11 protein-coding genes are annotated in these 12,385 nt (G+C 62.8%); 9 read left to right on the top strand and 2 right to left on the bottom strand.

What is annotated here, in order from left to right; all coding sequences use genetic code 11:
• Positions 1–215 precede the first annotated feature (215 nt).
• Together mnmA and PSUB009319_RS19905 are read right to left on the bottom strand one after the other, a co-directional pair.
• A complete protein-coding gene (mnmA, locus tag PSUB009319_RS19900) occupies positions 216–1,328 on the bottom strand; it encodes a tRNA 2-thiouridine(34) synthase MnmA (RefSeq protein ID WP_124383923.1) in 1,113 nt (370 codons plus the stop codon).
• Positions 1,325–1,819 carry an NUDIX hydrolase gene (locus PSUB009319_RS19905; protein WP_124383924.1) on the bottom strand — a complete coding sequence of 165 codons (495 nt, stop codon included), beginning with the start codon at positions 1,817–1,819 and terminating at the stop codon, positions 1,325–1,327. The genes mnmA and PSUB009319_RS19905 overlap by 4 nt, the downstream gene beginning before the upstream one ends.
• A gap of 287 nt (positions 1,820–2,106) precedes the next feature.
• On the opposite strand from PSUB009319_RS19905, the gene PSUB009319_RS19910 reads away from it, so the two are divergent.
• The 9 genes from PSUB009319_RS19910 to PSUB009319_RS19950 all read left to right on the top strand — a co-directional run bounded on the left by PSUB009319_RS19910 (position 2,107) and on the right by PSUB009319_RS19950 (position 12,380).
• Positions 2,107–3,246: a Re/Si-specific NAD(P)(+) transhydrogenase subunit alpha gene (locus PSUB009319_RS19910; RefSeq protein ID WP_124383925.1), complete on the top strand. Its 1,140-nt coding sequence runs from the start codon at positions 2,107–2,109 to the stop codon at positions 3,244–3,246.
• A gap of 93 nt (positions 3,247–3,339) precedes the next feature.
• Entirely contained in the window at positions 3,340–3,702 is a 363-nt protein-coding gene (gene panD, locus PSUB009319_RS19915; RefSeq protein WP_124383926.1) for an aspartate 1-decarboxylase, read from the top strand.
• A gap of 78 nt (positions 3,703–3,780) precedes the next feature.
• Entirely contained in the window at positions 3,781–4,101 is a 321-nt protein-coding gene (locus tag PSUB009319_RS19920) for an NAD(P) transhydrogenase subunit alpha (protein ID WP_124383927.1), read from the top strand.
• Entirely contained in the window at positions 4,098–5,558 is a 1,461-nt protein-coding gene (locus PSUB009319_RS19925; RefSeq protein ID WP_124383928.1) for an NAD(P)(+) transhydrogenase (Re/Si-specific) subunit beta, read from the top strand. The genes PSUB009319_RS19920 and PSUB009319_RS19925 overlap by 4 nt, the downstream gene beginning before the upstream one ends.
• 164 nt (positions 5,559–5,722) lie before the next feature.
• Positions 5,723–6,760: a response regulator gene (locus PSUB009319_RS19930; RefSeq protein WP_124383929.1), complete on the top strand. Its 1,038-nt coding sequence runs from the start codon at positions 5,723–5,725 to the stop codon at positions 6,758–6,760.
• Positions 6,761–7,414: 654 nt separating this feature from the next.
• Complete coding sequence (gene phcB / locus PSUB009319_RS19935; RefSeq protein WP_124383930.1) at positions 7,415–8,827, top strand: class I SAM-dependent methyltransferase PhcB; 1,413 nt, start codon at positions 7,415–7,417, stop codon at positions 8,825–8,827.
• A gap of 20 nt (positions 8,828–8,847) precedes the next feature.
• Positions 8,848–10,176 (top strand): sensor histidine kinase, encoded by a 1,329-nt coding sequence (locus PSUB009319_RS19940; protein WP_124383931.1) that lies wholly within the window; start codon positions 8,848–8,850, stop codon positions 10,174–10,176.
• A 7-nt stretch (positions 10,177–10,183) separates the two neighbouring features.
• Positions 10,184–11,290, top strand: a complete 1,107-nt coding sequence (gene phcR / locus PSUB009319_RS19945) for a two-component system hybrid sensor histidine kinase/response regulator PhcR (RefSeq protein ID WP_124383932.1) — start codon at positions 10,184–10,186, stop codon at positions 11,288–11,290.
• A gap of 82 nt (positions 11,291–11,372) precedes the next feature.
• Positions 11,373–12,380: a response regulator gene (locus PSUB009319_RS19950; protein ID WP_124383933.1), complete on the top strand. Its 1,008-nt coding sequence runs from the start codon at positions 11,373–11,375 to the stop codon at positions 12,378–12,380.
• The last annotated feature ends 5 nt before the right edge of the window (positions 12,381–12,385 follow it).

Genomic DNA, 12,385 nt, shown 5'->3' on the forward strand with positions numbered 1-12,385 from the left:
TCGTTTGGCGGAGTACTACAAATAGTCGCAGAGTTGCCCGCGCGCCTCTCATTGATAAAAAATGACAGTCAAAAGGGCCGGCATTGAAGCGCGATCTTCGTGCGCTCGACCTCTTGCACGGGCGATCAGACAAATAAAAATGCCATGTATTCACATACATGGCATTCACAGCCATTGCGAACCAATGGCGTTGCGGGTATCCAGCGACTCTACGCTCAGGCCGGCGCAACCATGACCGACTCCGCCTCAGCAGCGGAAATAATCCCGCCGCCCAAGCACACATCGCCGTCGTACAGCACCGCCGACTGGCCCGGCGTAACCGCCCACTGCGCCTCGGGAAAGGCCAGCGTGAGCGCGCCGTCAGTCGCACGCGCGACCGTGCATGGCGCATCGGCCTGGCGGTAGCGCGTCTTGGCGCCAACGTGGGTGCCTTCGGCCGGCGCGTGGCCTGCAACCCAACTCAAGTCATCGGCATGCACGGTATGGGCCAGCAGCCAAGGGTGATCATGGCCTTGCACAGCATAGAGCGTGTTGGCCGCCATGTCCTTGCGCGCCACGTACCACGCATCGCCGTTGCCGTCGCGGCTGCCGCCAATGCCGATGCCCTTGCGCTGCCCCAACGTATAGAACGCCAGGCCGATGTGCTCGCCGATGGTCTTACCGTCAGGCGTCTTGATCGGGCCCGGCTTGGTCGGCAGGTAGCGGTTCAGGAAATCGCGGAACGGCCGCTCGCCGATAAAGCAGATGCCGGTGGAATCCTTCTTCTTGGCGTTCGGCAGCCCGATCTCGGCGGCAATCTCGCGCACTTTCGTCTTCGGCATCTCGCCCAGCGGAAACAGCGTGCGCGAGAGCTGCGCCTGGTTCAGCCGATGCAGGAAGTAGCTCTGGTCCTTGGTATGGTCGAACGCCTTGAGCAGTTCGAAACGGCCATCGGCCTCACGAACGCGAGCGTAGTGGCCGGTGGCAATCGTATCGGCACCCAGCGCCATCGCGTGGTCGAGGAAGGCCTTGAATTTGATCTCGGCGTTGCACAGCACGTCTGGATTAGGCGTGCGGCCGGCGGAGTATTCGCGCAGAAAATCGGCAAACACGCGATCTTTGTACTCGGCCGCAAAGTTGACCGCCTCAACATCCACGCCGATCAGGTCGGCCACCGATACGACGTCGATCCAGTCCTGCCGGGTCGAGCAGTATTCACTGTCGTCATCGTCTTCCCAATTCTTCATGAACAGGCCGACGACGTCGTAGCCCTGCTGTTTGAGCAGCCACGCCGTGACGGAGGAATCCACGCCGCCGGACATGCCGACGACGATGCGCTTCTTGCTCATAGCAGCGCCCCCAACCCGTACACGCTGGCGTGTGTGTGGATAACGTCGAGCGGATAGCGCTTGCCGGCCAGGTAGTCCTCCACGCAGACAAGCAACAGCGGGCTGCGATGGCGATCGCGGCTGGCGCGGATCTCATCCGCAGTCATCCACACGGTGCGAACGATGCCGGCGTCAAGCGTGCGGCGCGGGTCTTGCGGCCCCAACTCGCCCGTAAACGCCATCCGCACATAAGTGACTGGGTCACCCTGCGGCGGCTGGAACTGGGCCATGTAGCAACCCAGAAACGCGGTCGGCACAAAGCTGTGAGTGGTTTCTTCCAGCGCCTCGCGCGCGACGGCGTCGGCCAGGCTTTCGTCCGGATCGAGATGACCAGCGGGCTGGTTCAGGCGCAAACCGGCGTCGGTGTGCTCTTCAACCAGCAAGAACCGCCCATCCTGTTCAATGACGGCGGCAACGGTAACGCTGGGTTTCCAGCGGACGGCTTGGTTCATGGCAAAAAGGCAACAAAAACAAGGCGTTATTGTAGCTGGAGGCCGCCCTCCCCGCTTGCAGGAGGCACCGGGGACGCGCAGCTTGCCCGCCCCCGCAGTTGTGAACAATTGAGCACACGTTTGCGCAGGATCGGCCCGCATTCAATGTCGGTTCGGATATTCGACATGGCCTTCGACGAGCGTCCGCGCGCCAAAAAGTTCGGGTAAGCTGCACGTCGATCCTGATCCAGCGCGCCTTCGTTCACTTTCGCGCGCACCCTACACAACAATCAGCGAGGAGAGACACGATGCACATCGGCATCCCGCAGGAGACGCGGGCGGACGAGACGCGCGTTGCCGCGACCCCAGAGACGGTCAAAAAATACGTCGCGCTTGGCCATCAGGTGACCGTGCAATCGGGCGCCGGCGTTGCTGCCGCCCAGCCCGACGAGGCCTACGTGGCCGCCGGCGCCAAGATTGGCACTGCTGCCGAAGCGCTGGGCGCGCAGATCGTGCTCAAGGTCCGCTCGCCGGAAGCGGCGGAGTTGGCACAGATGCAAGCGGGCGCCGTGCTGATCGGCATGCTCAACCCGTTTGATGATGAAAACACGGCCCGCCTGGCCGCGGCCAATGTCACCGCCTTCGCGCTGGAAGCCGCGCCGCGCACCACGCGCGCGCAGAGCATGGATGTGCTTTCCTCCCAGGCCAACATCGCCGGCTACAAGGCCGTGATGGTGGCGGCCAACCACTACCAGCGCTTCATGCCGATGCTGATGACGGCCGCCGGCACCGTGAAAGCCGCGCGCGTGCTGATCCTCGGCGCGGGCGTGGCGGGCTTGCAGGCAATTGCCACGGCCAAGCGCCTGGGCGCCGTGATCGAAGCCTCCGACGTGCGCCCCGCCGTGAAAGAGCAGATCGAATCGCTGGGCGCCAAGTTCCTCGACGTGCCGTTCCTGACGGACGAAGAGCGCGAGATTGCGCAAGGCGTGGGCGGCTATGCCCGCCCGATGCCCCCCGACTGGATGCGCCGTCAGGCTGAACTGGTGCATACGCGCGCCAGCCAGGCGGATATTGTCATCACCACCGCGCTGATCCCCGGCCGCCGCGCGCCGACGCTGCTGTCCGAAGCCACCGTGCAAGCGATGAAGCCGGGCTCGGTGGTGGTCGATTTGGCCGCCGCGCAAGGCGGTAATTGCCCGCTGACCGAAGCCGACCGCGTGGTCGTCAAGCACGGCGTCACGCTGGTGGGCTACACCAACCTCGCGTCGATGGTGGCGGCCGATGCCTCTGCCCTCTACGCTCGCAACGTACTCGATTTCCTCAAGCTGATTGTCGACAAGGACGGCGGCTTGGTCATCAACCGCGAAGACGACATCGTGGCCGCCTGCCTGCTCAGTCAGGCCGGCCAGGTGGTGCGCGCTCCTGCTGCCACGAGCGCCGCCAAATAACAACGGAGACAGCGGCCCGGCGGGGTGCGTGCAACTGCACCATTTGGCCAGGGCCGCATGTGGCGATTTCATTTTTGTTTCAAGGAAAGTTTTATGCAACGCAACATGCTTCGCGCCAAGCTGCACCGCGCGACGGTTACCCAGGCCGATCTGGACTATGAAGGCTCATGCGGCATCGACGAGGATCTGCTCGACGCCGCCGACATGCGCGAATACGAAAAGATCGAGCTGTACAACGTCAACAACGGCGAACGCTTCTCGACCTACATCATCAAGGGCAAACGCGGCTCGGGCGAGATCTCGCTCAACGGCGCCGCCGCACGCCGTGCCCACGTGGGCGACCTGCTCATCATCTGCACCTACGCGCCGATGAACGAAGAGGAAGTCGCCAGCTACAGCCCCAAGGTCGTGCTGCTGGGCGAGGGCAACAAGATCAAGGCCATCAAGGCAATCTGACGCGCCGGCAGGCCCCGCAATAAAAAAGCAGGTGCGGGGCCGCACCACGCATCGACCAAGAAGCGAGGAGGAGAACTCATGGAGCTGGTCAATCACACGGTGATCAACCTGATCATCTTCGTGCTGGCGATCTACGTCGGCTACCACGTGGTCTGGACCGTCACGCCGGCGCTGCATACGCCGCTGATGGCCGTGACCAACGCCATTTCGGCCATCATCATCGTCGGCGCCATGCTGGCAGCGGGCCTCACGCAAACGGGGCTGGGCCGCACGATGGGCGTGGTGGCAGTGGCGCTGGCGGCGGTCAACGTGTTTGGCGGCTTCCTGGTCACGCAGCGCATGCTTGAGATGTTCAAGAAGAAAGAGCCCAAGGCCAAGGCTGGGGAGAACAAGCAATGAGCATGAACCTCGTCACCCTGCTGTATCTGCTGGCGTCGGTCTGCTTCATTCAGGCGCTCAAGGGCCTTTCGCACCCGACCACGGCGCGGCGCGGCAACGCGTTCGGCATGACGGGCATGGCGATCGCCGCCGTCACAACCCTCGCGCTCATCTACAAGCTCAAGGCGGAGATGTTTGCCGGCACCGAGAGCGGCGCCTCCACGGGCTTCATCCTCATCTTCGCGGGCCTGGTGGTCGGCGGCGGCATCGGCGCCTTTGTGGCGCGCACGGTCGAGATGACCAAGATGCCCGAGCTGGTGGCCGCCATGCACTCGCTGATCGGCTTGGCGGCAGTGTGCATTGCCGTGGCGGCCGTGGCTGAACCCTCCGCCTTCGGCATCACCATGGCCGGTGACAGCGTGCTCCCGCTGGGCAACCGCGTGGAACTGTTCATCGGCACGTTCGTGGGTGCCATCACGTTCTCGGGTTCGGTGATCGCCTTCGGCAAGTTGTCGGGCAAGTACAAGTTCCGCCTGTTCCAGGGCGCGCCGGTGCAGTTTGCGGGCCAGCACATGCTGAACCTGCTGCTGGCGGTAGCCATGCTGGGCTTCGGTATCTTGTTTTTCCTGACGCAGAGCTGGCTGCCGTTCGTCATCATGACGGCCATCGCCTTTGTGCTGGGCGTGCTGATCATCATCCCGATCGGCGGTGCCGATATGCCGGTGGTGGTGTCGATGCTGAACTCGTACTCGGGCTGGGCGGCGGCCGGCATCGGCTTCTCTCTGAACAACCCGATGCTGATCATCGCGGGCTCGCTGGTGGGGTCGTCCGGTGCCATCCTCTCGTACATCATGTGCCGCGCGATGAACCGGTCGTTCTTCAACGTGATCCTGGGCGGCTTTGGTTCGGAGGCGTCCGCTGGTGCCGCGGCAGGCGGTGGCGGGCAGCAGCGCCCAGTCAAGTCAGGCTCGCCGGATGACGCCGCCTTCCTCATGGGCAACGCCGAGACGGTCATCATCGTCCCCGGCTACGGCCTGGCCGTGGCACGCGCGCAGCACGCCCTGAAGGAGCTGACCGAGAAGCTGTCGGACAAGGGCGTGACGGTCAAGTACGCCATTCACCCGGTCGCCGGACGCATGCCGGGCCACATGAATGTGCTGCTGGCCGAAGCCGAAGTGCCGTACGACCAAGTGTTTGAAATGGAAGACATCAACGGCGAATTCGGCCAAGCCGACGTGGTGCTCGTGCTCGGCGCGAACGACGTGGTCAACCCTGCCGCCAAGAACGATCCGAAGTCGCCCATTGCCGGCATGCCGATCCTGGAAGCGTACAAGGCCAAGACCATCATCGTGAACAAGCGCTCCATGAACGCCGGCTATGCGGGGCTCGACAACGAGTTGTTCTATATGGACAAGACGATGATGGTGTTCGGCGACGCCAAGAAGGTCGTCGAAGACATGGTGAAGTCTGTGGAATAAAGCGGCGGGAATAAGGCGGCGCGCTGACGGCTATCAATGCGCCCTCAGATCAGACTGGTTCCGCTTGCTCCCGGCGGCGGCAGGCAGTAACGTAGTGCAAACGGTCAGCGCTGGCCATATCGGCCTTGCGCTGCACCCTGCCCTCTCCCGACTTCTCCCGACGTATGCAACAGGACAGCGCCCTGCCGGTCTATTTCCACCCCACCCTGACGGTGGTGGTTGACGACAGCCAATCGTTCGTGGAAAGCCTCGGGTTCCAGATGGACCCGTCGCGCGCGCTGCTGGCCTTCAACGACCCGGAAGAGGCGCTGACGTGGCTGCGCCAGTGGCATTCGCTGCGCATGCCGGGCTTCCTGCCGGTGCGCGTCACGCACGACGACCTGACGTTTTCGACCGAGCGCCGCACCATCCAGCTCGACGTCGACCGCGTCTACCGCCAGATCCACGAAGTCAACCGTTTCCTGCAGCCGTCCGTCATCGTGGTGGACTACTCCATGCCGCGCATGAACGGGCTGGAGTTCTGCGCCAAGCTCAAAGAGCTGCCGTGCATGACAATCCTGCTCACCGGCATGGCCGACGAGAACATCGCCGTGCAGGGTTTCAACGACGGCCTGATCGACCGCTACATCAAAAAAGACAATCCGGCGATGGCCGAGCGCCTCAGCGCGGAGATCGAAGCGCTGCAGGTGCGCTACTTCAGCAATCTGTCGAGCACACTGCGTGATCTGCTGTCGCGCCACTCGTTCAGCTTTCTGTCGGATCCGGCGGTCACACGGCTGGTGCGCGAGCTGTCCACGCGCTACCGTTTCATCGAGTACTACCTCTATCCACACCCTGCCGGCGTGCTGCTGCTCACCGCCGACGGGCGCGCCACGCTCATGGTCATCGAGACCAACGCGAGCATGCTCACGCACCTGGAGAATGCCGAGGCGTACAACGCGCCCGATGCGTTGCTCAAGGGCCTGCACGACAAGAAGATCGTCCCGTTCTTCTGGCCCGGCGATGGCATGTACACCCCGGCCTGCGTGGAGTGGGAACAATATTGCCTGCCTGCAGAGGTTTGTCAGGGGCGCGAGCCGTACTATTACGCGCTGTTCGACATGCCCAGCCATCTGCTGCCGGCACAGATCTACAGCTACACCCAGTTTCTCGCCAACTACAAGCAGGATCCGGACGCACTCACCGGCCGCAAGTCGCGCTGAGGTGATGTTTCCGCTTTGCTCTGCACTGCGGGTTTCCGCATTGTGTGGGTCACACTGGGCAAGTACAATCGATTGCGTCATCCGGTAGCCATGACATCAGAACATGGCCCGGCTGAATCGCCCTGATGCAGGCGTGGCATAGCTGCGGCATCATGGCGAGCGAGGGCGTCGGCACGCAAGATTCGATACGGCGCCCCGAGTTCATTTTTGTGCGGGATTCTCCTTGAGAGACGATTTGGGATGCAGCAGCGGGCCGCGCGTTCAAGCAGCGCGCGTTGCGGATGTCAGGGGAGTGCATCGTTCCAATCTGGTCACGGTTCACGGTTGCACGATTCCCGTTGCCACGCTGTTGATCGGCAAGCAGTAAAGTGCCACGGTCGTAGGACTGAAGGCACTGCTGCAGTCGATCATCTTCCCCAATCTTCTCGGAGCGGGTTTGGGCGAGAGACGCCGGGGCTGGCGCGTATTGCGCACAGCCAGCGGACGGCTTCAAGCACGCTTTCACGACTGATGCGACGGCATGCCCGGCAGTGCTGGCGGGGCGCGCCGTGTTCGCGGTGCCCGGATTCGCGATGCGATTCCGGATGCGCGGTTGTTGGAGTGAGCGTCCCGCTTGGCAGACGTTTTCCCTGAAGTCTCCGGCAAATTCGCACAGTGTACTCACCCAATCAAATCGATCCTGCGGTCAGCTTTCGCAACTCACAGGGGCAGCAGGTCCGCGGCACCATCATCACGCTGCAGCGGCGTGCCCTGGTGATGGAGATCTACAACCCCTACTCGATCGTGCAGGTGAGTGAGGTCCTGTCCGAGCTTGCGATCAAGATGGGGACGCGGCAAGCCTATCTCGGCAAGGCGGTGGTCATCAGCCTGGTGAACACGGGCCTGACCGCCGTTGTCTCGCTCACCCTGATCGACGAATGGCGCGAGTTGTCGGAAGTGGCCGACACGCCGGCTTCGGTTGGCGAAGAAGCGCGAACGTTCGTGCAGGAATGGCAAGAACGTTTCCGCATCCACCGCGATTACCAGATCGTCGTCAACGAGATGCGCGCGTTCCTGGCCGAGGTGTCGCGCTGGGTGGAACAGGTGGATTTGTCCAAGACATTGCCACGCGAAGACAACAAGCTGCGCATGGACGTCTTCCAAGAGCTGGCCGAACCGATCATGCTCAAGCTCAAGGGCTACATGGATGGGCTGGAGTCTGAAGCGGGCAAGGTTGAAGCCGAACTCGCACCTGCACACCGCATCTTCGCGCAAGCTGCGCTGCATCCGCTGCTACTACGCGCACCCTTCATCTACCGCACGTACACCAAGCCGCTTGGCTACGCGGGCGATTACGAGATGGTCAACCAGATCCTCTCCGACCCGCGCGAAGGCCCGAACACCTACTTCCAGATCATCAACGCTGCCTTCCTGCGCACCGATGTGGCAGAAGCGCACCGCAACCGCATCGACATCCTCGTGCAGTATCTGAGCGACCTGGCCGCGCAAGCGAAGGCATCCGGCCGCGCGTTCAAGGTGCTGAACGTGGGCTGCGGGCCGGCGGTGGAGATCCAGCGCTTCATTCAGCAGCATCCAGAACCGTCGCTGCTGTCGTTCGAGCTGGTGGACTTCAGTGAAGAAACACTCAGCTACACGCGCGAGCAAATGCGCCGCGCGATGGACCGGGCGCGCAAGACCGTCAACGTCGATTTCGTGCACGAATCGGTGCACCAGCTGCTCAAGCGCCGCATTACGTCCGACAGTCCGCAGGCCGGCGATTGCGATGCGGTGTATTGTGCCGGCCTGTTCGACTATCTCTCGAACAAGGTCTGTCAGCGCTTGCTCGCCTACTTCGCTTCACGCACGCGCAAGGGCGGCGCCATTCTTGCGACGAACGTGCACGGCAACAACCCGATGCGTTTTGTGATGGAACACGTGCTGGAGTGGTACCTGGTCTATCGCGATGAACCGCTGATGACCGAACTGCTGCCCGACGGCTCGCACGACGTGCGTGTCTATACCGACGTCACAGGCGTCAACGTATTCGCCCAAGCCAGCGTGCAGGGGCTTGCTGCATCCGCCGCTTAATCCGCTGCTCAGGAACACGCATGGAGCCCATTACTCATCGCGGATACCAGGCCGAGCTGAAACAGTTCCGGCTCGTCTTCAGCCGCATGGCTGCCATCACCGGCATCGTGCTGGTGCTGGCAGGCGTCGGGCTGGACTACGGCATGTATCCAGACAAGCTCTGGCTGTTCGGCTCGCTGCGCGTCATCACCTCGCTGATCATGTTCGGCGCGCTGCTTGTGCTTTACACGCGCTGGGGCGAAGAGCATGTGCAAAGCCTGACGTTCTTCTGGCTGATCTGCCCCCAGATCATGATCTCGTGGATGATCTATGACACCGAGGGCGCCAGTTCTCCGTATTACTCGGGGCTGAATCTGGCGATCTACGCGGTGGGCATGGTGATGCCGATCGGCTTTCTGCAGGCCGTGCTGTTCGGCACCTGCACGTACATTTTCTGGGTGATCGCGTGCACGCTGCATCCGGGCGGTATCCAGTCGCGCGAGATCTTCATCGTGCACTCGATGTTCATCCTGTTCTCGATTGCGACCAGCACGCTGTATACGTACTTCAACGAGCGCGGGCGCTTCCAGCTCTTCCGGCTCAAAGAGGAAGTGGCCCAGAAGAACGAGCAACTGGCGCTGACCAATCAGAACCTCATCGACATCAAGGGGCAGCTCCTGCAGCAGGAAAAAATGGCCGCCATCGGCACGCTGTCGGCGGGGCTGCTGCATGAGATCAACAACCCGGTCAACTTCTGCCTGATGGCGATTGCCGTGGCGCAGGAAGACCCGGTCGCCAAGGGCAGCCCCATGCTGCTCGAATGCCTGACCGACGCCAAGGAAGGCATGCAGCGCGTGCAGCACATCGTGTCGGATCTGAAGACCTTCGCCTACCGCAGCCCCGAGAAAGGCGAGGCCGATGCGCCGTTCCTGGCGGAAAAGGCCATCGACTCGGCCGTGCGCCTGACGAGCCATGAGCTGCGCGGCGTGGCGGTCGAGCGCAAGTTGCCGCCCGACACGCTCGTCCGCGGTGACGAGGCCGCCATCATCGGCGTGCTGATCAATCTGCTGTCAAACGCTGCGCTCGCCATGCAAAAGGTGCAGCGCGAGAACCCGCGCATCGAGATCGCCGGCGAGTGGATCGACAACCGGCTGCACGTGGTGGTGACCGACAACGGCCCTGGTATCGCCGAGAAAAACCTGTCGCGCGTGTTCGAGCCGTTCTTCACCACGCGCGATGTCGGCAAGGGCCTGGGGCTTGGCCTGTCGATCAGCTATAGCGTGATCCAGCGTCATGGCGGCACGTTGGCTGCAACGAGCCAGGAAGGCGAATGGGCGCGCTTCACGTTCGATCTGCCGCGCTCGGAGTAGACGCATCATGGACACCAGGCCGGACACCGTCACCATTCTCTACGTCGACGACGAAGCGCAAGCCTGCAAATGGTTCGCGCGCACGATCGGTGCCGGCTACGCGGTGCTGACGGCCAATAGCGTTGAAGAAGCCAAGGCTGTGCTGCGCGATTGGCACGAGCGCATCAGCGTGGTGCTGACGGACTTCCGCATGCCCGGTGGCGACGGCACCGAGCTGCTGCGCTTCATCGACGCAAAGTACGGCGACATTGCCACCATCCTCGTCACCGCGTATGCCGACAAGGATCTGCTGATCCAGGCCGTGAACACCGGGCGCGTGTTCAAGATTCTGGAGAAGCCCTATCAGCCCGAAGACGTGCGGCGCTCGCTGCAGGAAGCGCTGGCGCTGCGTCAGGACCGCCTTTTGCGCACCCAGCGCCTCATGGCGATCGACGAAACGCTGGCCTTTCTGGCACACGAGCTGAACACGCCGCTGGCCGCCATCTCCAACTTTGCGCGCGGCATCCGCATGCGCGTGGATCAGACCGAGCCCACACCCGGCGCCCTGCCCGAGATTGGCCGGGCCGCCGATCGCGTGCAGGACAACGCGCGCTACTGCCTGTCGGTGATCGCCACATTCCTGAACTCGGTGCGCAACACGTACGGCAAGCCTGGCACGGCGGCCACGCCCAACAGTGCGGGCGGACTGATCCGCGCGTTGTTCGATACGTATCCGTTCACGAACGTGCAGCGCGAATGGGTGTCGTATCGCGTGGAAGACGATTTTCCGATTCTGACACTGCCCAACTGCGTGATGCTGGTGCTCTCATCACTCACCAGCAACGCGTTGCAGGCACTTGTGCACACCAATGCGCCGCAACTTGAGATCGTGGCCAGCCGTGCACCGGAGGCCGGCAACAACCAGCACATGATCCGCATCGAGGACAACGGCCCCGGCATCGCGCCCGACGTCCTCGCGCGGCTGACCATCGACCCCGTGACGACGCGCGCCGAAGAAGGCGGCAACGGCATGGGCATGATTTTTTGTACGCGGATCATGCAATCGTTCGGAGGAGCGATTGCGATTGACTCCGCACCCAGCGCAGGCACGCGCGTGACTCTGACGTTCCCATGACAAGACCATCAACACTACGAACCACGCCGCACGTGATCCGCGCGTTTGCCGTATTGGCTGCATTTGCTATGAGGAGTGACGGATGACCAATCCTGGGGGCAACGAGCCCAAGATCCTGTACGTGGACGACGAGACATTGGCGCTGACTTACTTCGGCCGTGCCATCGGTTCACTGGCACCGGTCGTCACCGCCACCTCGGTCGAAGAAGGCAAACGCATGCTGGACCAGCATGCTGCGACGCTGGGCGTGCTCGTGTCGGATCAACGCATGCCCGGCGAACTCGGCAACGAACTGCTGCGCTATGCACGCGAGCGCTATCCGCATCTGGTGCGTATTCTGACCACCGCGTACTCGGAAATTGAAGACACGGTGGAGGCCGTCAACCAGGGCCAGATCCACCGCTACATCAAGAAGCCGTGGGACATCACCGCGCTGCGCGTGGAACTCAAGCAGGCACTCGAATTTTCTGACCTGCGCCGCGAGCGCGACGCGCTGCTGCGCGAGAAGATGATCGTGCGCCAGAGCCAGACACTCACGCATCGCATCGGCGCGCTCCAGTCGCTGTACCTGGCGGTATCGGGGTTGTCATCATTCAGCGCCATCAACGATTACCTGCGCGCGGCGGCGGCCGTTGGCCTGCAGTCGCTGGCACAGCCGGACTGGGCGATGAAGGACTACACCGAGCTGGTCGGCGAGGAAAGCCTGCGCACCGGCGAATTCAGCCGCGCGGTGCAGCTGGCCTACCAAGACTTGTCGTCGCGCTTTGACAGCAGGCCCGCCGCACAAGCGCTGGAAGTGCTGGCCGAGGTGCTGAATGGCAAAGTGTCACCGGCAAGCGCAGATGCTGCGGCGGTGATCGACCTCACCACGCTGACGGAATTCCTGGAAGCGGCGTCAACGCACAAGGTATCGGAAGCACACGCCAAGTGGCTGGCATTCCTGCTGTGGCTTGATGGCAAGGGTTGGTCGCTCACGGCCGAGCGCGATGGCGCGGCCGTCAAGCTGCGCCTGCTCGACAACCAGACGCAGCTCACGCCCGATCAGCTCGCAGCGTGGATGGAACACTTCCAGGATCAGCAGGCCGCCTGAACCGG

Origin of the sequence: Ralstonia sp. SET104 (genome assembly GCF_003851545.1) — a bacterium.
In the GTDB taxonomy this organism is placed as follows: Bacteria; Pseudomonadota; Gammaproteobacteria; order Burkholderiales; family Burkholderiaceae; genus Ralstonia.

Bases quoted from the DNA above. Each gene is read 5' to 3' on its own strand.
- phcR (WP_124383932.1), top strand. From the start codon at position 10,184: ATGGACACCAGGCCGGACACCGTCACCATTCTCTACGTCGACGACGAA.
- PSUB009319_RS19925 (WP_124383928.1), top strand. From the start codon at position 4,098: ATGAGCATGAACCTCGTCACCCTGCTGTATCTGCTGGCGTCGGTCTGC.
- PSUB009319_RS19940 (WP_124383931.1), top strand. From the start codon at position 8,848: ATGGAGCCCATTACTCATCGCGGATACCAGGCCGAGCTGAAACAGTTC.
- PSUB009319_RS19920 (WP_124383927.1), top strand. From the start codon at position 3,781: ATGGAGCTGGTCAATCACACGGTGATCAACCTGATCATCTTCGTGCTG.
- PSUB009319_RS19930 (WP_124383929.1), top strand. From the start codon at position 5,723: ATGCAACAGGACAGCGCCCTGCCGGTCTATTTCCACCCCACCCTGACG.
- PSUB009319_RS19950 (WP_124383933.1), top strand. From the start codon at position 11,373: ATGACCAATCCTGGGGGCAACGAGCCCAAGATCCTGTACGTGGACGAC.
- PSUB009319_RS19905 (WP_124383924.1), bottom strand. From the start codon at position 1,819: ATGAACCAAGCCGTCCGCTGGAAACCCAGCGTTACCGTTGCCGCCGTC.
- PSUB009319_RS19910 (WP_124383925.1), top strand. From the start codon at position 2,107: ATGCACATCGGCATCCCGCAGGAGACGCGGGCGGACGAGACGCGCGTT.
- mnmA (WP_124383923.1), bottom strand. From the start codon at position 1,328: ATGAGCAAGAAGCGCATCGTCGTCGGCATGTCCGGCGGCGTGGATTCC.
- panD (WP_124383926.1), top strand. From the start codon at position 3,340: ATGCAACGCAACATGCTTCGCGCCAAGCTGCACCGCGCGACGGTTACC.